Source organism: Gemella massiliensis (assembly GCF_900120125.1).
Lineage (GTDB): Bacteria > Bacillota > Bacilli > Staphylococcales > Gemellaceae > Gemella > Gemella massiliensis.
Window position 1 is genome coordinate 1 of the sequence record NZ_LT635544.1, and the last position, 21,134, is coordinate 21,134.

Consider the following 21,134-nt stretch of genomic DNA (forward strand, 5'->3'; position numbering starts at 1 on the left):
TTATCGGTGCAAGCACCAATAATTCTTCGCTCGACTTGCATGTATTAGGCACGCCGCCAGCGTTCGTCCTGAGCCAGGATCAAACTCTCCAAATATTTTCTTATTTGTTTGCTTGATTTAGCTCTTTTTAAAGTTTTATAGTTCCTTTTTGAACTGTCCTTTTTTGGAATTACGTTGACTTAATTCGTTTAGTTTTCAATGTTCAAAATAATATGGAGCGGGTGATGAGAATCGAACTCACAACATCAGTTTGGAAGACTGAGGTTTTACCACTAAACTACACCCGCATATTTACTATTTGTGTAAAAACACCTTTACAATTATACTTTATAAACAATAATTTGTCAAGTATTTTTTAATATCATCCTTAAAAAATTTCTTTTTTTGAAGACGTTTTCCATTCTACTATAGTTTTCATTAATTGTCAAGTTCTTTTTTAAAAACTTAACAATTATCACTTTATTTTTAATTATTGTTCGTTTTCTTCTTTATGAAGACTTTTACTATTTTATCACTACCGTTATATTATGTCAATACCTTTTTTTGAAAATAGATATAGAAAAAGGGGAGATTCTTAAAAATCGTAATTGTTCTTACCTAAATTTTTTAAGATCTCACCCTTACTATTTTTCATGTATTTAAAAATTTTCGCAAATCTAACAAAATAAAATTTAATGCTGACAAACTGCTGTGTCTAATAAATTAAATCTTAGTTTTTTTATCAACTCTTGAGTTTATCTTTAATTATTTTGTAGTTTGTCTATGAATTATTCTGTAAGGTAAGTACATTTCATTATCGTGTGCTTCTAATTCTTCCAGATCTTCTTTTTCGTACGGCTCACCTTTTCTTTTAGCTTTTTCTACATCAATTACTTTTGTCAAAATACGCATTGATACAGCACCTACGTCAAAGATTGGTTGAAATATTGAAGAAATTTTAGGTCTTGTCATATCCAACAACTTAGTATTTTCAAATGAAATTATTTCCAATTCATTAGGAATATTAACCCCGGTATCTAAAGCTTGATGCATTATTGATAATGCTACTTCATCAAACATGGTTATAACCACTTCCGCATTTATATTACGTATAGTTTTAAATATTTGATTACTATCTTTATACGTTTTATAACCATCTACTATTAAATTAGATTTAAATTCTACTTTACAATCAGCAAGTGCTTCTTTGTACCCTTTTATAATTCTCTGTGCTTTTTGCGATTCGTATTTATTTATTACTATAGAAATATTTTTAGAGCCTTTTTCTATAAATTCTTTTGTCACTTCATATGCAGCTTTTTCATAATTTATATTAACTGAATAAAACTCAGAGTCTAAACCTATATTTCCTGCCAATACTACCGGTATTTGAGTATCGTGCAAATAATTTTTTGAACTATCTGATAAAGAATGTCCTAAATAAATAATCCCATCTACTTGTTTACTTACAAACGAATTAAATATGCTTTTTTCTATTTCTTTATCATCGCAAGAATTCGCCAAAATTATATTGTATTTATACATATTAGCTACAGACTCTATTCCACTAACTATTTCTGCAGAGGAAAGATCTGCTATATCAGGTAAAACTATACCTATTGTAGTTGTTTTTTTACTGGCCAATCCTCTTGCTACCGCATTAGGAGTATATCTTAATTTTTTAATTACTTCTTGAACACGTAATCTTGTATCTTCTTTAACATTAGGATTGTTATTTACAACACGTGAAACTGTTGCCATAGATACTTTTGCTTCTTTCGCTACATCATAAATCGTTATTGTCATTATAAATCTCCTTTACATTTTTTTATTAAAAGCAACTAAAAGTTCATAAATAAAAGCATTTAAAACCTTTTCATTCAGCTTTATTGTATCAAAAAAATAATTAAAAGTCTAGTGTTTGAAAACAATATTTTCAATATTTTTTTATTTTTCTTTATAGGTTTTCATTTTTTCTTTATTTAACAATCTCTTATAACCTAAATTTCATTAACTAAGATAATTAATTTTTTAATAACTTTTTTTCCTTCTATAATTTTATATAATATAAAAGGAGAATTAAATTCTCTTCGTCGTAACAAATTACGACTACAAAAATCTAATTCTCCTATATATTTACCTATTTATAATTAATTATTTTTCTAATGAAGCGTATGCTTTTTCTAAAGTTTCTTTCAATACTTTGGCAGAATGTTGCATTTTAGCTGTTTCTTCTTCATTCAATGGAAGTTCTACAATTTCACGTACCCCTTCACGACCAATAATTGCCGGAGTACCGATGTATAATCCTTCAACTCCGTATTGACCTTCACAGTAACCACTAACTGCAAGTTCTGTATTTTCATCACGTAAAATAGCTTTTACGATAGTGAATAATGCAAGACCGATAGCATAGTAAGTAGCACGTTTACGGTTGATTACTTCATATGCTGCACGCATAACTTTTTCTTCAACTTCCTCAAAATCTTCTGCAGTATATTTAGAAGTAGCTAAGAAATCATCGAAACGTTTTCCGTATACATATACATTACTCCATGCCGCTAATTGAGTATCACCGTGTTCACCAACGATATATCCACGTACACTATTTGGGGCAATATTTAATTTATCACCTAACATGTAACGGAATCTTGAAGTATCAAGAGTTGTTCCAGAACCAACAATTTTGTTTCTTGGGAATCCGGTGAATTTTTGTAATGCGTTTGTCAACACGTCAACCGGGTTAGATGCAATAACGATAACTCCGTCAAATCCAGATTTAACAATTTGTTCAGACATATCTTTAACAACTTTAATATTTTTATCTACTAAGTCAAGACGTGTTTCACCTGGTTTTTGAGGAAGACCTCCAGCGATAACAATAACATCAGCATCAGCACATTGTTCATATCCGCCTGATGTTACTTTAATAGGTGGTACTAAAGCACCTGCGTGGTTTAAGTCCATTGCTTCCCCTTCAGCTTTTTCCGGGAAGAAATCAATTAGTCCAAGCTCTTCACATACACCGCTTGAATATAATTGATAAGCAAAACTCATCCCTACCATTCCTGCTCCTATTAAAACTACTTTTCTGTTTTTCGCTTTCATAAAAAAACCTCCGTTATAATATATAGTTTTAGATATTTTAAGTAATTATTTTTACTAAATTTTTATGAACAAAATAGTTTCATATCCCTAATAAAAACACTTTCATTCACTTCACTTTAAATTATATCATAATCTTTGAAAAAAAGAAAGTGTTTTTACATCTTTAAATTTATTATTAAAATAATTATTTTCTTTTAATTTGAATATATTTTGAAAGTGCTAACTATAATTTTTTATTAATTATTTATTTTATTTTTTCAAACATATATACCGATTTATTAACAATATAACATAGAATTTAATTTTATTTTTTTAAACTGTTTAATTTATTTTTTCAAAAAATATTTTTTTATTATTTTTTAACTATATTACTTTATTTTTCTATCTATTATGCTTTTTTATTCTATATTTTTATACAATAAAATTTTTACCGGAAAAACAAATTGATTTTTTTACAAAAATTTTCATTAAAAAAGAGCCTCTTAAAATTTACGATTTCTTAAAAAATCAATTTTATAGAGTCGCTCCTTATAATCCATTAGCTTAAAAATATCTTTTATCAAATTCTTAAATCAATGAACCATTGTATCTTACCGTTAGTAAGTAAATTCTATTAGAACTTTTTATTTTTCCTATCAACTTAATTCTCTATTATATTACCTTTAGAACTACAATGTATTAAACTTATAAATAAAATTCCCGCTGTTATCAGTAATACATACAAAGCTATGTTCCAGTTCGATATATCTCTTATATATCCCAATAACGGTGGAAATATAGCTGCTATCAGATAACCGCCGGACTGTGCTAAACCTGAAACGGTTGCTGATTCTTTTTCATTTTTTGATTTTGCTGAAAATAAATACATCACATATGAGAATGATCCACCACCGGATAAAGCATATATTATTATCCATATCGCCATTAGACTGAAATTAGCATTGGTTATTACTATTCCTAACAACGCAACTATATATCCTACTGTAATAGTTACAGGTATTATCATTTTATTTTTCAATTTATCAGCCATTACCGGAACTAAAAATGTTGATGGAAACTGAGCGAACTGACTGATAGATAATAACAAGCCTGCCATTTCCGGACTAAATCCTTTACTTATCATTATTTCAGCAAACCATGATACACTACAATAAAATAGTGCAGATTGTAATCCCATACTTATAGTAATAGACCAAAGTTTTAGATTTTTTAATAAGTTTTTATTAACTTTCTCCTCATTTTCAAAAACTTCCACTTTTTTTCCTTTTGCTATAACTGAATATATTATTACATTTACTACAGCTACGACCAACCATATATTTACTGCCAGTGCTGTAGAAAATTTCTCATTTATTATATTTGAACTGGCTATCGGATAACTTATTCCTGCCGCTATAGAAGCACTTATTGTCATAACAACAGCATAGAATCCTGTCATAACTCCAAGATTTTCCGGGAAATATTTTTTGGTTAAACCGGGTAATAATACATTACCTACCGTAATACCTAATCCTATAATAAATGTTGCCAAAAAGAATATAGACGTATTAAGATAAAATCTTAAAGTTAAACCCAATGTAGTAACTATTGCAGCTAAAAGAATTGTTTTTTCAAGTCCTATTTTATGTGAAATTTTAATAACAGCAGAACTGAATAAAGCAAATGCTATTAATGGAATAGTCGTAATAAAGCCGACCATAGTATTATTAATATTAAGTAATTGTTTTAAATTTCCGGATATAGCACCTACCGATGTAATAGGTGTTCTTAAAAGCATTCCTAAAACAATAATTCCTAACAAAATAATTAATTTATTTTTTTTACTAGACATTTTTTTACCTTTTATATAAAATATAGCTTTCTTTTTTATTTTATTTATTGTGAAAGTTATAATAATATTATTAAATATAAGAAAATTGAACTTTCTAAAAAATTTTCTATAATTTTTACATTTATAATATTTAACCTTTAGTATGTTCTTACAGGTAATATTAATTCAATTATATCCCTATGATAATCGCTCGGTTGGACTATAAATGCTGTTAATTCACCGGAAAATTTAATGATAATTTCTTCTGAAGCAACGGCATTCACAGCATCTTTTAAATATTTTCCTGAAACTGAAATTTCAAATTTATCATCTTCCAGCATAGATTTTACATTCATTTCTTCTACCGCACTACCCAATTCTTTTGATTGTGATGAAATTTCCAATGAATTTTCAGAAACAATTAATTTTATAATATCGTCTTTATCTTCTCTACTCATTAAAGAAACCCTATCTACCGCATTAAAAAATTCTCTGCTGTTTGAAACAAGAGTACATTCAAAATTAGTTGGAATTAATTTGTCCGTATTCGGATAATTTCCGCTTATTAAAAGTACCGTATATACTACGTTTTGATAATATAATACTATACGATTATTTTCATAAAAGATTTCCACTTCTCCTTGCCCGTTTTCAATCATTTTTTGGAAATATTGTAGTGCTTTTCTCGGAATTATAAGATTAAACTCTTTTTCAGAATTTTCTTCGTTTAAAATAACAACTCTTCTACTTAATCTATACGAATCGGTCGCAGTAGCGGTTAGAATTTTGTTTTTTAACGAAAGATTAACGCCTTCTAAAATAGGTCTTTGATCATTAGGAGCCGTACAGAATACAGTTTCTCTTATAACATCATTAAAAATTTTTGTATCTAATTTAAAACTGTTATCTTTAGAAATAACAGGAAATTCCGGATATTCTTCAGGATCATATCCTTTAATATTAAATTCACTGTTTCCTGAATAAACTAAAATATTGTTAGAAACTTTCTCTATTTCTATAAAATCAGTAGGAGCTTTTCTTATTATTTCTATAAAATTTCTGGAAGGCAAAACTACTTGTCCTTCATCTTCTATATTGATAATTTCTTTATCATCAATATATTGATCTATTGCATATTCGACAGATACTAAAGAATCACTCGCCTTTAAAATAAGTTTATTATCAATAAGTTCTAGTTTTATTCCTTTTAAAATTTCTAAAATAGAATGAGGTGCAATAACTCTTGAAACATGATTTAAGCCTTCAAGAAAGTAAGATTTTTGAATGGTAAATTTCATTTTTTTCTCCTTATATAATATATTTATATATAATAATAGTAATAAGTATTGTTAAAATTGTTTAAAACTTGAAAAAACTAATAAAATAAGAAAGTTTTCAGTTGTTAAAAATTTGTTAAAAACTTGTAAATAAAAATTAACTATTTTTTTTTAATCGTTCTTTCAATATTTCAATATCTTCAAATAAAACAGGAAAATCATCTCTATTCAAATTAGCGATTTTATTAAATGAATAGAGAATAGATGTATGATCCTTATTAAAATGTTGACCGATAGCCGGAAAAGAAAGATTTGTAAGTTCTCTACATAAGTAAATAGCGATATTTCTAGCTTGAACTACCTCTTTTTTTCGAGTAGAAGAAAGCATATCGTCTTTGCTGATTCGATAATAATCAGAACAAATTCCTATAATATTTTCAGGTAAAATATTTTTTCTACCGGCAGAACGAACATTTTTTAAGATACTCTCGGCAATTTTCAACGAGGGTTCATCATGATTAGTCGTAGCAATAAGCTTTATTTTTTTTAAAACTCCCTCAAGTTCTCTAATATTGGAAGAAACATTATTGCCGATAAAAGTTAAGGTAGATTCATCAAGAGGAACCTCAAATTGTTCACACTTATATTTTAAAATAGCCATACGAGTTTCAAAATCCGGTGGAGTAATATCGACGGTTGCTCCTTGTTGGAATCTGGAAACAAGTCTATCAGGAAGATCATTAAGTTGAGAAGGTTCTCTATCACTAATAAGAACAATTTGTTTTTGATTCATCTGTAAATCATTAAAAGTATGGAAAAAAGCATTTTGAGTTTCGGTTTTTCCACTTAAAAATTGAATATCATCAATTAAAAGAACATCAACTTCACGGTATTTTTTTCTGAAAATTTCATCTGTATTATTATTGGTTTTTATAGCAGAAATAAATTCATTAACAAATTTTTCAGAAGAAATACACTCTATTTTAAAATCAGGAAAGTGATGTTCAATTTCATTACCAATGGCATGAAGAAGATGAGTTTTTCCAAGACCTACACCTCCATAAATAAAAAGGGGATTGTAATTTTTACCCGGGTCTCCTGCAACAGTATACGCAACAGCATGAGCATATTTATTTCCTTCACCAACAATAAAAGTATCAAAGGTAAAGTTTTTATTTAGGGTAGGATTAGTTTTACTTATAGGAAGTGATTTATTAGGTGTAGGAGTTTTATAACCTTCTAAAGAAAAACTCTGCTTTTGATAAAAGTTTTGAGCACCGGAAGGTTTATCACCTTGTAAAAAATTTTGTTTAATAATATCTTCAGCAGGGATAGTATTTTCCTTAATATTATGATTATTTTTAACAGAAATAGCTGAAGAATCTAAAGAAACGTAATCTATATTAAAATTAAGTCCGGTAGTTTTGTAAAGGATAGCTTTGAGTTTATAATCAAAAGCACCTTTTAAATATTGAGAAACCAGAATTTCTTTACTTGTAATAGAAATATTTTTATTAACAAAATCAACTTCATCGATAGAGGCGGCTAAAAACCAAGTTTCAAAAACCTCCTCAGGCAATTCGGATTTTAATTCTTTTAAAATAATTTCCCATAAAAAATTAGAATTACTCACAAAAAACCTCCAATTAAAAAATATATAGAATATTATAACATAAAAAGAAAAAGAAAACAAAAAGATATTAACAACCTGTGAATAAAAGTTATAAACTTGTTAATAACTTTTAGTAATAAATATATTTTTTTCTGGAAAATTAAAAAGAAATAAAAAGAAAAATCATATATATTAAAAATTTTTTAACAAGTAAAAATAGAGAAATAAAAAGTTTTTAACACAGTATTAACAACCTGTGGAAAAACTTTAAGGTGAAATTGTTAGAAATGTTAATAAAAAAGTAATAAAATGTTAAATTGAAGAGGTAAAAATAAAGAAATTAGAAGTTTTTAACAATATCTTTTTTTAGAATTGTTAATAAAACTTCACATAAAAAATATTATTTTGTTTAAAAGTTTAGAATTTATAAAATAAGGAGCATTTATGTAAAAATTATTTTTCACTTGATTAATTCACATATATATGATAGACTAATTTGGTTATTACATCTATCATAAGAAAAAGAAAACTCGAGGAGGGCAAAATGAAACGTACGTATCAACCTAATAAAAGAAAACATTCTAAAGTACATGGATTTAGAGCAAGAATGAGCAATAAAAACGGACGAAATGTATTATCAAGACGTAGAGCTAAAGGAAGAAAAGTTCTTTCAGCTTAATAATTTTAGTAAGCAAGCTATAAGTTAAAAATTCTAATAGAGTTTACTTATAACAGCAGTTCGATGATTTTAGAATTTGCTTAAAAGAGCTTTTTAAATCTAATGAATTATATGAGAGCGACTTAATAAAATCGATTTCTGGTGAAATTACGATTTTTTAGTCGCTCAATTTTTTATATCTTCAGTTGAGTTTAGTTTATAAGTTATCTTATTAAAAAATATAACATGAGAATATAGTTGTAAATTTGTTAATAAACTGCTAAAATAATAAGGTGAGAAAGGTTTTAGAATGAAAAAAGAATATAGAATAAAAAAGAGTAGTGATTTTGATAGTATTATAAGAAAAAAAAAATCTTTCGCCAATAGGCAGTTTGTTATTTATTTTAAAGAAAACGAATTAGATCATATGCGTTTAGGTATATCTGTAAGTAAAAAGTTAGGAAAAGCATATAAGAGAAATAAATTAAAACGCTATGTAAGAGAATGTTTTAAAATAAGAAAAGATTTTATTAAAAATTATGATGTAATTATTATAGTAAGGAAAGGTGCGGTAGATTTATCGTTTGAAGATTTCGATAAATCTATAAATCATGTACTGAAAGGTTGTAAATTATTAAGATAAAGAGGAGTTAAAAATGGAAAAAGAATATATATACGAAGAAAAAACAGTTGATGAAGCCATAAAAAAAGGCTTGGCTGAATTAAATTTAGTTGAAGATAAGGTAAAGATAGAAGTAATTGAAGGTGGAGCAAACGGTATTTTTGGTTTATTCAAAAAAAATGCCAAGGTAAAACTTACACCGTTAGAATTGGAAAACGCTGATGTTTTAGAAAAAACAACAGAAAAAATAAAAGAGAAAGAAAATGTTGAAAAAGAAAATATTGAAATAGAAGAAAAAGAAGAAGAAAAAATCTTAAGAGAAGAAAAAACGGAAAAAAAAGAAAAAAGAGAAGATTATATAATAAAAAACAAAGAAAAAATTGTAAATTATCTTACAAACATAGTTAAAGCAATGGGATACCCTGATGTAAATGTAGATTTTAAAGAAGAAGGGAACAGACATTTTACTTTAAATATAAAAACAGAAGAAAATACGAGTTTAATTATAGGAAAACGTGGTGCTACTCTAAATAGTTTACAATTTTTAGTAAATAATTACGCAAAAAAATTCAGTTCACATTTCTTTAGAATAACGGTTGATTGTGATGATTATCGTAAAACTCGCCAAAAAACATTGGAAGAATTGGCATTAAATTTGGCGAAAAAATCTAAGAAAACGGGGAGACCTGTAGAATTAGAGCCGATGACAAGTGTTGAACGTAAAATTATTCATAACGCCTTAACCGGCATAAAAAATGTAGAAACGGAATCACGAGGAGAAGAACCTTTTAGATATTTGGTTATTACAGCTAGATAGGAGTAAAACAGAAAACAGATGGCAAAAATATTGATTGTTGATGATAGTGCATATTATCGCAAACGTGGTGCAGAAATAGCAAAGATGGCAGGTTTTGAGTGTTATTTTGCTAAAAACGGCAAAGAGGCTATAGAAATGTTTTCTAAAGTAAAACCGGATGTAGTTACGATGGATATTTGTATGCCGGTATTGGATGGATTAGAAGCAACACGTATTATCCATGATTTATATCCTACAAAAGCGAAAATATTGATTTGTAGCAGCGTAGGTCATGTTCCTACATATAAAAGACAGGCTTTTAATAATGGAGCAGTCGGAGTTTTATCTAAGGAATATGATATTGATGATTTGGAAGATGCGTTATCAGAAATAGAGTTATTAAAATAAAAATTTATACGGGTGGGATAAGAAGTAACGTTCTATCCTGCCTTTCTTTTCGAGTGGATAAGCAAATAAATTAAATATTTATAATATTATCGTTATAATAAGAAAGAAGAAAAAATAAGGAGTGATACAATGGCGGAAACAATTTGTGCAATTTCGACCGCATTAGGAGAAGGTGCTATTGGTATTGTTAGATTAAGCGGAGATAAAGCGTTTGAAATAGCGGATAAATTTATAAAACTACCGAGAGAAAAAACTATTCAAGAAGTTTCAACACACACTATAAACTATGGTCATGTTATAGATCCTAAAACAAAAGAAAAAATAGAAGAAGTAATGGTTGTGAAAATGAAAGCTCCTCGCACTTTTACGACAGAAGATGTTGTAGAAATTAATTGTCACGGCGGTATTATTACAATACAGCGTATACTGGGATTATGTCTGGAATGTGGAGCAAGATTGGCTGAACCGGGGGAATTTACAAAAAGAGCTTTTTTAAATGGACGTATAGATTTAACGCAAGCTGAGGCAATAATAGATTTTATTAAAAGTAAAACAGAAGAAGCCGGTATGATTGCTAATAATCAAATGCAAGGGCGTTTATCAAATTTAATAAAAAAATTGAGAGCGGATATTTTGGATATATTGGCAGTAGTTGAAGTGAATATAGATTATCCTGAATATGATGATTTAGAGATAGAAACTACACAAACGATATTGGAAAAGTCAACAGCAATTAAAGTTCGTTTGGAAAAATTGTTAGAAACATCAAAACAAGGAAAAATTATAAAAGATGGAATAAATACCGCAATAATAGGTAGACCGAACGTAGGAAAAAGTTCTTTACTTAATAATTTATTACAGGAAAATAAAGCTATTGTTACTGATATAGCGGGGACAACACGAGATATACTCGAGGAGTATGTTAATATAAAAGGAGTTCCGATAAAATTGATTGATACGGCAGGTATCCGGGAAACAGATGATGTCGTAGAAAAAATAGGTGTAAAACGAAGCAGAGAAGCGTTAGAAAAAGCGGATTTAGTATTATTTTTACTTAACAGCAACGAAGACCTAACAACTGAAGATATAGAATTATTAAAATTGACAGAAAAGAAAAAAACCATAATTATTTTAAATAAACTTGATTTAGAAACAAAAATTGACGTAGAAGAAGTGAAAAAATTATCGTACAACCACCCTATTATTGAAACTTCTATGACAACATATAGAGGAATAGAACTGCTTGAAAAAAATATTAAAGATATGTTTTTTAACGGCACAACAAAGCCGAAAGATGCCACCTATTTATCTAATACACGTCAAATAAATTTAATAAAAAAAGCGTTAGCCAGTTTAAATGAGGCGATCAGTGCAGCAAGCTCGGGACTTGAAGTTGATATGGTATTAATAGATTATACGGCTACATTCAATTTATTAGGTGAAGTTATAGGGGAAAATTCTGGTGATGAATTAATTAACGAACTGTTCAGTCGATTTTGTTTGGGAAAATAAAAGTTTCATATGAAACAAAAAAAAAGAAAGAGAGAATGATTAATGAAATGTATTAGTTTTAATGTTAATGGATTGCGAGCAATCGTCCAGAAAAATTTTGAAGAAAATTTTAAAAAGTTGGATGCAGATTTTTTCTGTTTACAAGAAACAAAAATGCAAGAAGGACAATTAAATTTAGAGTTTGACGGCTATTATAGTTATTTTAACTATGCAGAAAGAAAAGGATATTCAGGAACGGCTATTTACACGAAACATAAACCTTTAAGGGTGACCTATGGGTTAGGTATTGATGAACACGATACGGAAGGACGGGTTATTACGCTGGAATATGAAAAATTTTTCTTTGTTACGGTTTATACACCTAATTCAGGTAGTGAACTGAAGCGCCTTAATTATCGTATGGAATGGGAAAAAGATTTCAAAGATTATTTAATTAAGTTAAATACTAAAAAAGGTGTAGTGGTTTGTGGAGATTTAAATGTAGCGCATACAGAAATAGATTTAAAAAATCCAAAGTCTAATACAAAAAATGCAGGTTTTACACAAGAAGAACGTGGGAAATTTACAGAATTGTTAAATGCAGGCTTTATTGACACATTCAGATATTTTTATCCAAATTTAACAGGAGTATATTCATGGTGGAGTTATCGTTTTAATGCACGTAAAAATAATGCCGGGTGGAGAATTGATTATTTTCTTATCAGTAGAGAAATAGAATGTTATTTAGAATCTGCAAAAATTCATAACGATATATTTGGAAGTGATCATTGCCCTGTGGAATTAATTTTGAAAGAGGAAATATTGTAGTTATGTTGAGAAAAACCAAGTATAGCGATTTAGAAATAGTGGAGAAAATACTGGAAGACGGTAAAAAATTTCTAAAGGAGCAGAATATTAATCAATGGCAACACGGCTCTTTATCTATTGAAGATATTAAAAATGATATAAAAGAAAAAACAGCCTTTGTTTATGAATTAGAAAATAAAGTTGTAGCAACGTTAAAATTAGCAAATTATGATTTTGATTATGAAAAATCAACGCTTTGGTCAACATCTGAAAAGTATCTTGCACTCCATAGATTAGCAGTATTAAAATCTGCTCGTAAAAAAGGTGTTGCTAAACAAATTTTGTTTTCAATTATAGAATATGCTAAAAATAATAATATCAAAAGTATCAAAGTGGATACTCATAAAGATAATATTATAATGAGAAGATTTTTAACAAATTTTGGATTTAGAGAACTAGGAGAAATAACACTTTCAATAAAAAATAATTTAGATGATAAAAAAAGAATAGCCTATGAATTTAAGATAGAAAAAGCAATAATCAACTTATAAAAAATTATTAAGATAAATAGAAAATATAACATATTTTTTATATAATTTCTTACAAAATATTATTGCAGTTGCTTATATTCGGTGTGTTGTTAATCTGAAATTTAAATTTTTAAGTCGGCTATATTTATTTCGGGATAGAATTTTTTGAATACTTATATAAACATATAATATTAATTGTTTCATATAAAACATATACTAAAAAACGGTAAAAAAACAAGAATAATAGAATTTTAAAATAAATTTAAAAAGTTATTCTTGTTTTTTATTTTTTTAAAAATTTTAAAATATAGAAAAAATTATTTTTTTTCTGCATTTATAAAATCGTAAGAAGAATCTTCTGAAAATTTTTTAACAACGTAAGAACAAGTCGGTTTAATTTTTTTGTTTTGTGTTGAAATATCAGCAACCAAGGTGTCAAGTAGTTTTTTTGCAACACCTTGTCCACGTAAAGAGGAATCAACAAAAGTATGATCAGCTATAACTATATTAGGATCGTTAGTCTGTTTATAAGTAATTTCGGCAATAACACGACCGTTTTCGTCGTATTTAACAAAACCGTTCTCTGTTTTAATAAATTCCATAAAAAACCTCCTAAAAATTAATAAATAGTAATAATTTGTTATTTCTTTAAAACCTTTGATAATGTAATTATAACATAAAAACGTTTTAGATACTATTTTTTAGATTAATTTTATTATATTATTAAGGAATTAAAATTTAATAAAATTTTTATTAATAAATAAATGATTTTATTAAGAAAATATATTTTATAATAAATATTTAGATAAATTATTATCGTAAAAGTTATAAATAAAAATCCACCTTACAGCAAGAAGGTTTCAAAAAAATTTTAAAAAAAGGTGTTGACAAAAATAATAAACAGATGTACAATTAGTTTAAATTTAATAATGGACGTTGAGAGGATAAGTAAATTAATAGCGTAGCTAAAACAGAGAGTTTTCGGTTGGTGTGAGAAAACGTGGTGAAGGTTAATTGAAAATGGTCTTTTAGTTATCGTTATCTAATAGGTAATGACGGAAAGTGGCACGTTAAAGCACGCAGTATGATGGTACTGAATAAGGTATTAATCGCAAGGTTAATATAAATCGAAGTGGTAACGCGAATTAACAGTTCGCCTTCGTTGTCTTAGGGCAATGAGGGCGATTTTTTATTTATCTTAAAACGTCTATTATTAAGGTAAATGAACTTGAAAAGGAGGAATAATTATGACAAGAAAATTTAGTTTTGAAACATTACAATTACATGCAGGGCAAACGGTTGGGGACACAAAATCGCGAGCAGTTCCTATTTATCAAACAACATCATACGTATTCGACGATACGCAAGACGCAGAAGATTCGTTTGCATTACGAAAAAATGGAAATATTTATACAAGAATAACTAACCCTACTACGGCAGTTTTTGAGGAACGTGTTAATGCGTTAGAAGGGGGAGTTGGGGCGTTGGCGACTGCTTCGGGAATGGCTGCATTAACATATGTATTTTTAACTTTGGCACATGCCGGGCATCATATTGTGTCATCAAAAAATGTCTACGGCGGAACGTATAATTTATTAAAATTGACTTTGCCTCGTTATGGTGTAAATGCTACCTTTGTTGATCCTGATAATTTTGAAGAAATAGAACAAGCTATTACAGATGATACACGTGCATTGTTTGTCGAAACATTGGGAAATCCGTTAGCTAATATTGCGGATTTGGAAAAATGGGCGGAAATAGCACATCGTCATAATATTCCTCTTGTAGTAGATAATACATTTGCTACACCTTACTTAATTAATGTATTTAGTCATGGAGCGGATATAGTTGTTCACTCTGCAACTAAATTTATTGGTGGACACGGCACATCAATTGCCGGAGTAATTGTTGATAGCGGGAAATTTGATTGGGAAGCAAGCGGGAAATTTCCACAATTAGTAGAAGAAGATCCAAGTTATCATAATTTAAGTTATACACGTGATGTTGGAGAGGCGGCATTTATTACAAATGTAAGAACACAACTTCTACGTGATACAGGGGCAGCAATATCACCGTTTAATTCATTTTTATTATTACAAGGTTTGGAAACATTATCACTACGTGTTGAACGTCATATAGAAAATACAGAAAAAATAGTAGATTTCTTAGTAAATCATCCGAAAGTGGCTCATGTAAATTACCCGGGATTAAAAGATAGCAAATATTATGAATTAGCTAAAAAATATTTACCAAAAGGAAGTGGTTCAATCTTTTCGTTTGATGTTGTAGGTGGAGAGAAAGCCGCACGTAAGGTAATAGACAGTTTAGAAATTTTTTCCAATTTAGCAAATGTTGCAGATGCGAAAAGTTTGGTAGTACATCCGGCTTCGACTACGCACGGTCAACTTAGTCCTGAGGAATTAGCGTATACAGGGATAACACCTACACAAATTCGTTTGTCAATCGGTTTAGAAAATAGAGATGATTTAATAGAAGATTTACGGTTGGCATTAGAACAAATATAATCTTTTAGAGGTTTATGATGCTAAAGGTTAAAATTTTGGTAGAATATCTTATTAACAGTAATCTAATATACTACGTCTAAGGTAGCTTAATAAAGTCGATTTCTAAAGAAATCATAAGTTTTAAGTTGTTCTCCAATGTGGGTCAAGAACGTAATTTATAAAGTTTGTTAAAGGAAATTAATTCTCTCTATCTTGACCCACAAAAAATTCAATTTTCTCTTTTTAAATTATAAATAGTCTCTTCGGTAACGGAGAGATTATTTATTTTATAAAAATATATTAATTTAACAATTAATTAATTTTTTTTAATATTTTCCTGATTAACGGTTAAATTTAAGAATATAAAAATAAAAAAATAATCATTATATAAATATTTCTTCGTAGAGATAAATAATAAAAAATTAATTATATAAATAAAAAATACAATTATGGAAATATTAACTTTTGAGATTAATTTGTGGTATAATTTTGTAAAGTGATAGGTGATAAATAATAAGAGGTAAATAAATATGTATACAGTAATGATAGTGGAAGACGATGAAGTAATTTCTAACAGCATAGCACAATATTTAGAGAAATGGAATTTTACTACTTATGAAGTAAATAACTTTGAACAGGTATTGACGGAGTTTGTTGAGAAAAAACCTGATTTGGTATTAATGGATATAAATCTTCCTTATTTTGACGGGTATTATTGGTGTGAAGAAATACGTAATATCTCTAAAGTACCGGTAATGTTTATTTCTTCTGCAAGTGACGATATGAATATTGTAATGGCTATGACAATAGGGGCAGATGATTTTATAGAAAAACCGTTTAAACTTGTTGTTCTTAAAGCAAAAATAGAAGCGCTGTTAAGAAGAGTTTATAACTTTAATGCTAATACACAGTTAATAACCTATAAAGATGTTATTTTTGATATAAATAAAGACGAGGTTAAGTTTCAGGGAAAAACAGCACAGCTGACTAAAAATGAAAGTAGAATTTTAACCGTCTTATTAGAACATAGAGAACAAATTGTAAGTCGTGAATTGATAATGACAACACTGTGGCAGAGTGATCATTTTATTGATGAGAATACTTTATCGGTTAATGTTAATCGTTTGCGTGCAAAGTTAAAGTCAATCGGTGTTAATGATTTAATAATGACTAAAAAAGGAAAGGGATATTTAGTTTAATGAAAGTATTATATAGTTATTTAAAGAAAAATTTAAAAATATACCTACTTTTTTGTTCTTTTATTATAATCTTTTTTATAATGTTTTACCTGTATGATATTCCGAGAGAAGTTCTTTACTATAGCGGGTTATTGTGTTTTACTTTGGCTATAATCGTAAGTGTTTTTGATTTTAACAATTATAAAAGAAGTTTCAGTGCGTTGCATTTTTTAAAAGATAATCTTATTAATGATTTAGATAAATTGCCGATTAGTTTGGATATTAGGGTTCAGTATTATCAAAAAATAATTACAAGGTTATTTAATGAATTAGAAAAAACTATTGAAGAAAATCGTAAAAAACAAACGCAGTTAGTTGATTATTACAGTATGTGGGTACATCAGATTAAAACACCGATAGCGGCAATACATTTTATATTGGATAACAGTGAACATGATAATTATATGTTGGAACAAGAATTATTTAAAATAGAATGTTATGTTGAAATGGTGCTGACATATATAAGGCTTGGAAGTGAAAATACCGATTATGTATTTGAAAAAATTGAATTAAGTGAAATAACACGAGAAATATTAAAAAAATATGCCAGCTTATTTATCAACAAAAAATTAACTCTTAATTTTGTTCCACAAGAAACATTTGTAATAACAGATAAAAAATGGTTCAGTTTTGCATTGGAACAAATTATCAGTAATGCAATAAAATATACATCACGTGGCGGTACGGTGAAGATAACTTTGGAAGAAAATAAAATAACAATAACTGACAACGGTATAGGTATAAAAGAAGAAGATTTACCAAGGATATTTGAACAAGGATTTACAGGGTTTAACGGACGCTATGAGAAAAAATCAAGTGGTATAGGTTTATATTTGTGTAAAAAAATACTTGATAATCTTGAACACACGATAAAAATTACGTCAACAACAGGAATTGGAACAACGGTAGAAATAGGATTTTCTCAAAATTATAATTATAGAGAGTGAAAAGATACTTATAAGTAAAACATAACTTTATTTCGGTCAATTATATAAATAAAAATATACAAACCTTACGATTTTGTAAGGTTTATTTATATTTTGTAAGGAAATTCGATAGAACGAATGAAAACTTTGCTGTAAAATAATAATTGTAAAACACAATAAAGTATATCGAATAAATGATAAAGGAGTTATAAATATGTTATTAGAGGTAAATAATTTAAGAAAAGTATATGCAACTATATTAAGTACAAATAGTACGGAGGCGTTGAAAAATGTTAATTTTGCAGTAGATAAAGGAGAATATGTAGCAGTTATGGGAGAAAGCGGAAGTGGTAAGACTACATTACTTAATATTATCGCTACTTTTGATAAAGCTACATCCGGTAATATAAGGTTAAACGGAACAGATTTAAGTAAACTAAAAGATAAAGAATTGGCAAATTTTCGTCGCGAAAATTTGGGGTTTGTGTTTCAAGATTTTAATTTGTTGGATAATTTTTCTATAAAAGATAATATTTTACTACCGTTGGTATTAGAAAACAAAAATTATAAAGATATGGAAAAGAGATTAAATAATATAATAAAACCGCTTGGTATAGATAAATTGATTAATAAGTATCCTTATGAAGTATCGGGTGGACAAAAACAACGTGTTGCTGTAGCACGTGCCATTATCACCAATCCGGCATTAATATTGGCGGACGAACCTACCGGAGCGTTAGATTCAAAATCAACAGAGCAATTGTTGGAAGTATTTGATAAGTTAAACGAAGCCGGTCAAACTATTATTATGGTTACTCACTCTGTAAAAACAGCCAGTCGAGCAAAACGCGTACTTTTTATTAAAGATGGAGTTGTATTTCATGAGTTGCGTAGAGGAACGCAAAACCATAGTGAAATGTATCAGAAAATTAACGATACTTTAACATTAATGCAGGCAGGTGAGTAAAATGAGATTCTTTTATAGTAGATTTGCATGGAATAATATAGTTAAAAACAAACAGTTGGTATTACCATATATATTTGCATCAATTTTTACAATAGCATCGTTTTATATATTAGGCTCTATTGCTCTTGGTACAAGTTTAAATAAATTGGAACACGGTTCAGCTCAAACAAAACAAATTTTGTCGTTAGGTCTTATAGTAATAGCGATATTTTCAATGATTTTTCTTTTCTACACCTATAGCTTTTTGATTAAACGCCGTATTAAAGAATTTGGTCTTTATGCTGTGCTTGGAATGACTAAAAAGCAAATAGCCAAAATTTTAATGAGAGAGACAATATTTATCGGTCTTATCACATTAACGTTCGGTTTAGCATTTGGAATAATGTTCGGTAAAGTTACCTTATTGGCACTTTTAAAATTGTTTAGCAAAGGTGTGGTATTCGGATTTGATATACCGGTAATTGCCGTTGTTACGACGATTGGTTTGTTCGGAGGGATTTACTTTTTAATTTTATTGTATACTGTTATAAAAATATCACGTTTAAAAATAATAACTTTGTTAAAAGAAGGAAGTACGGGTGAAAAAGAACCTAAGGCACGATTTATTTTAACATTAATAGGAATCGGATTGGTAGGATATGGTTACTATACGGCACTTACTGCAGGAAATCCGATTGAAGCATTAACATCATTCTTTTATGCCGTTATGGCTGTAATATTGGGTACCTATCTGATATTTATGACGGTAAGCATTACTGTGTTAAAAATAATGAAAAATAATAAACGTTACTACTACAAACCGAAACATTTTATCAGTGTATCGGGATTATTGTATCGTATGAAACGTAATGCGGTAGGGCTTGCAAATATTTGTATCCTATCGACAATGGTTCTTGTTACGATGGGAGCTACCAGTACAATGTATGCAGGAGTAAACGAAGCATATGAAAATAGATATCCAAGAGATATAAGTGTTGGGGTGAAACATAGTAATAAAGAAATAGCAAGTGAAGTACAAAAAGAAATTGATAAAATTTTGAAAAAACATAACGTAAAAAAATCTGATGAAGTATTCTATAATACCTTAATGACGGCAGGAGAAATGGAAGACGGAAAAATAACAGCTCCGGAAAACAATAAAATAAGCAATTTGGTAATTGTTATTGTAAGCACATTAAGCGATTATAATAAAATGAATGGTGAAAATAAAACGTTAAAACCTGACGAAGTGCTACTTTATCTTGACAAAAAGGCAAAATATCAACATAGTGATATACAAATTCTAAACGAGAAGTTTAAGGTAAAAGAAAAACTGAATCAAATAACAGGAGAAATCGGGCATACAGAAGCAAATATTATGCCAACTTATTATATTGTTGTAAAAGATGAAAGTATTAGGACAAAAATAGCTGAGAAATTAATGGTCACTGAAAGTGCTGAAAAAAGTAAATCTGATGAAATGCTGACAACAAACATAATGTTTAATATAAAAAATCCGAATAAAGAAGCAGAAATAGTAAAAGATATTAATAATTTAAATAAAAAATATGAAGTTTTTTCAGAGTCAAAATATGAAAATAAAGATGAATTTAAAGCAATGTTCGCATCATTTCTATTTATCGGAATTTTTATCAGTTTGATTTTTATAGTTTCACAAGTGGTAATAATGTATTATAAACAAATATCTGAAGGGTATGAAGATAAAAATAAATTTTCAATAATGAGAAAAGTCGGTTTAACAGAAAAACAAATAAAACAATCAATTCGTTCGCAAGTATTATTGATTTTCTTTGCACCATTAGTCATAGCGACAATACATACAGCGGTAGCTTTTCCATTTATTGAAAAAATAATGAATTTGTTTTTATTGAAAAAGACAACAGCTTTCTTAATAGGAATGTCGGGTGCAGTAGGAGTATTTACCTTATTTTATCTGATAGTCTATGTTTTAACATCACGTGTCTATTATAGAATTATAAAGGATTAAAAAAGAAGTTGATTTAAAAGATAAAAAACCGAGATTTTGAAAATGATATTTTCTTAATCTTGGTTTTTAACTGTTTAAAATAGAAAACAATTAATTAACTCTATAAAAATTAGGTGGGATAATTTTATTGTATATTATCTTTTATTTTTTATAATTTCAAGTAATTGCTTTGCATCTTTGTAGTTTAAGAAGTATTTTTTTCTTAGTTCAGCAATATTTATGGCATCATCTTGGCTAAAATTTATAACTTTTTCCAATTCTTTTTTATATTGTCTATCTTGCAATCTTGTTAAGGCTTCTTTACTAATTTCATCTCTTTTTTTCTTTTTATCACGAAGAGTAGTGATAATTCCGTAGAGAGCTAAGAAACCGAACAACACATAAAATGTATTAAGATTCATGGTTATACCCCTT

At 28.2% G+C, this 21,134-nt stretch carries 19 protein-coding genes, 1 tRNA gene and 1 rRNA gene; 12 read left to right on the forward strand and 9 right to left on the reverse strand.

Annotation, left to right across the window (positions count from 1 at the left end):
• The 7 genes from BQ7358_RS08710 to dnaA form a co-directional block, all read right to left on the reverse strand.
• Window positions 1–95: ribosomal RNA gene (locus tag BQ7358_RS08710) — 16S ribosomal RNA — on the reverse strand; the annotation flags it as partial.
• 118 nt (window positions 96–213) lie between these two features.
• Window positions 214–287: transfer RNA gene (locus BQ7358_RS00045), tRNA-Gly, on the reverse strand.
• Between the two features lie 457 nt (window positions 288–744).
• Window positions 745–1,785: a LacI family DNA-binding transcriptional regulator gene (locus BQ7358_RS00050; protein ID WP_062172064.1), complete on the reverse strand. Its 1,041-nt coding sequence runs from the start codon at window positions 1,783–1,785 to the stop codon at window positions 745–747.
• A gap of 348 nt (window positions 1,786–2,133) precedes the next feature.
• The gene (locus tag BQ7358_RS00055) at window positions 2,134–3,087 is read right to left on the reverse strand and encodes an L-lactate dehydrogenase (protein WP_062172069.1); all 954 of its coding nucleotides are present in this window, start codon (window positions 3,085–3,087) and stop codon (window positions 2,134–2,136) included.
• A 640-nt stretch (window positions 3,088–3,727) separates the two neighbouring features.
• Complete coding sequence (locus tag BQ7358_RS00060) at window positions 3,728–4,918, reverse strand: MFS transporter (protein ID WP_062172073.1); 1,191 nt, start codon at window positions 4,916–4,918, stop codon at window positions 3,728–3,730.
• A gap of 137 nt (window positions 4,919–5,055) precedes the next feature.
• Window positions 5,056–6,195, reverse strand: a complete 1,140-nt coding sequence (dnaN, locus tag BQ7358_RS00065) for a DNA polymerase III subunit beta (RefSeq protein WP_072520079.1) — start codon at window positions 6,193–6,195, stop codon at window positions 5,056–5,058.
• 136 nt (window positions 6,196–6,331) lie between these two features.
• On the reverse strand, window positions 6,332–7,807 hold the full coding sequence (gene dnaA / locus BQ7358_RS00070; RefSeq protein ID WP_072520080.1) for a chromosomal replication initiator protein DnaA: 1,476 nt from the start codon (window positions 7,805–7,807) through the stop codon (window positions 6,332–6,334).
• A 523-nt stretch (window positions 7,808–8,330) separates the two neighbouring features.
• Here dnaA and rpmH point away from each other — a divergent pair.
• From rpmH to BQ7358_RS00105, 7 genes are all read left to right on the forward strand, one after another.
• Window positions 8,331–8,465 (forward strand): 50S ribosomal protein L34, encoded by a 135-nt coding sequence (gene rpmH, locus BQ7358_RS00075; RefSeq protein WP_062172082.1) that lies wholly within the window; start codon window positions 8,331–8,333, stop codon window positions 8,463–8,465.
• Between the two features lie 289 nt (window positions 8,466–8,754).
• Window positions 8,755–9,087 (forward strand): ribonuclease P protein component, encoded by a 333-nt coding sequence (gene rnpA / locus BQ7358_RS00080; protein WP_062172084.1) that lies wholly within the window; start codon window positions 8,755–8,757, stop codon window positions 9,085–9,087.
• A 13-nt stretch (window positions 9,088–9,100) separates the two neighbouring features.
• Window positions 9,101–9,883 (forward strand): RNA-binding cell elongation regulator Jag/EloR, encoded by a 783-nt coding sequence (jag, locus tag BQ7358_RS00085; protein ID WP_062172086.1) that lies wholly within the window; start codon window positions 9,101–9,103, stop codon window positions 9,881–9,883.
• A gap of 18 nt (window positions 9,884–9,901) precedes the next feature.
• The gene (locus tag BQ7358_RS00090) at window positions 9,902–10,270 is read left to right on the forward strand and encodes a response regulator (protein WP_062172088.1); all 369 of its coding nucleotides are present in this window, start codon (window positions 9,902–9,904) and stop codon (window positions 10,268–10,270) included.
• 129 nt (window positions 10,271–10,399) lie between these two features.
• Complete coding sequence (mnmE, locus tag BQ7358_RS00095) at window positions 10,400–11,782, forward strand: tRNA uridine-5-carboxymethylaminomethyl(34) synthesis GTPase MnmE (protein ID WP_072520081.1); 1,383 nt, start codon at window positions 10,400–10,402, stop codon at window positions 11,780–11,782.
• A 42-nt stretch (window positions 11,783–11,824) separates the two neighbouring features.
• A complete protein-coding gene (locus tag BQ7358_RS00100) occupies window positions 11,825–12,589 on the forward strand; it encodes an exodeoxyribonuclease III (protein ID WP_072520082.1) in 765 nt (254 codons plus the stop codon).
• A 2-nt stretch (window positions 12,590–12,591) separates the two neighbouring features.
• Complete coding sequence (locus tag BQ7358_RS00105; RefSeq protein WP_072520083.1) at window positions 12,592–13,119, forward strand: GNAT family N-acetyltransferase; 528 nt, start codon at window positions 12,592–12,594, stop codon at window positions 13,117–13,119.
• Window positions 13,120–13,415: 296 nt separating this feature from the next.
• Here BQ7358_RS00105 and BQ7358_RS00110 read toward each other — a convergent pair whose 3' ends face one another.
• Window positions 13,416–13,700, reverse strand: coding sequence for a GNAT family N-acetyltransferase (locus tag BQ7358_RS00110; protein ID WP_072520084.1), 285 nt, complete (start codon window positions 13,698–13,700; stop codon window positions 13,416–13,418).
• Between the two features lie 645 nt (window positions 13,701–14,345).
• Between BQ7358_RS00110 and BQ7358_RS00115 the strand changes: the two genes are divergently transcribed.
• From BQ7358_RS00115 to BQ7358_RS00135, 5 genes are all read left to right on the forward strand, one after another.
• Entirely contained in the window at window positions 14,346–15,623 is a 1,278-nt protein-coding gene (locus BQ7358_RS00115) for an O-acetylhomoserine aminocarboxypropyltransferase/cysteine synthase family protein (RefSeq protein WP_062172098.1), read from the forward strand.
• Window positions 15,624–16,132: 509 nt separating this feature from the next.
• Window positions 16,133–16,801 carry a response regulator transcription factor gene (locus tag BQ7358_RS00120; RefSeq protein ID WP_062172100.1) on the forward strand — a complete coding sequence of 223 codons (669 nt, stop codon included), beginning with the start codon at window positions 16,133–16,135 and terminating at the stop codon, window positions 16,799–16,801.
• Between the two features lie 143 nt (window positions 16,802–16,944).
• Window positions 16,945–17,787, forward strand: coding sequence for a sensor histidine kinase (locus tag BQ7358_RS00125; protein WP_234971544.1), 843 nt, complete (start codon window positions 16,945–16,947; stop codon window positions 17,785–17,787).
• A gap of 193 nt (window positions 17,788–17,980) precedes the next feature.
• Window positions 17,981–18,733, forward strand: a complete 753-nt coding sequence (locus BQ7358_RS00130; RefSeq protein ID WP_062172104.1) for an ABC transporter ATP-binding protein — start codon at window positions 17,981–17,983, stop codon at window positions 18,731–18,733.
• A 1-nt stretch (window position 18,734) separates the two neighbouring features.
• The gene (locus BQ7358_RS00135; protein WP_062172105.1) at window positions 18,735–20,720 is read left to right on the forward strand and encodes an ABC transporter permease; all 1,986 of its coding nucleotides are present in this window, start codon (window positions 18,735–18,737) and stop codon (window positions 20,718–20,720) included.
• A gap of 134 nt (window positions 20,721–20,854) precedes the next feature.
• Here BQ7358_RS00135 and BQ7358_RS00140 read toward each other — a convergent pair whose 3' ends face one another.
• Window positions 20,855–21,121 (reverse strand): hypothetical protein, encoded by a 267-nt coding sequence (locus tag BQ7358_RS00140; protein ID WP_062172106.1) that lies wholly within the window; start codon window positions 21,119–21,121, stop codon window positions 20,855–20,857.
• Window positions 21,122–21,134 lie beyond the last annotated feature (13 nt).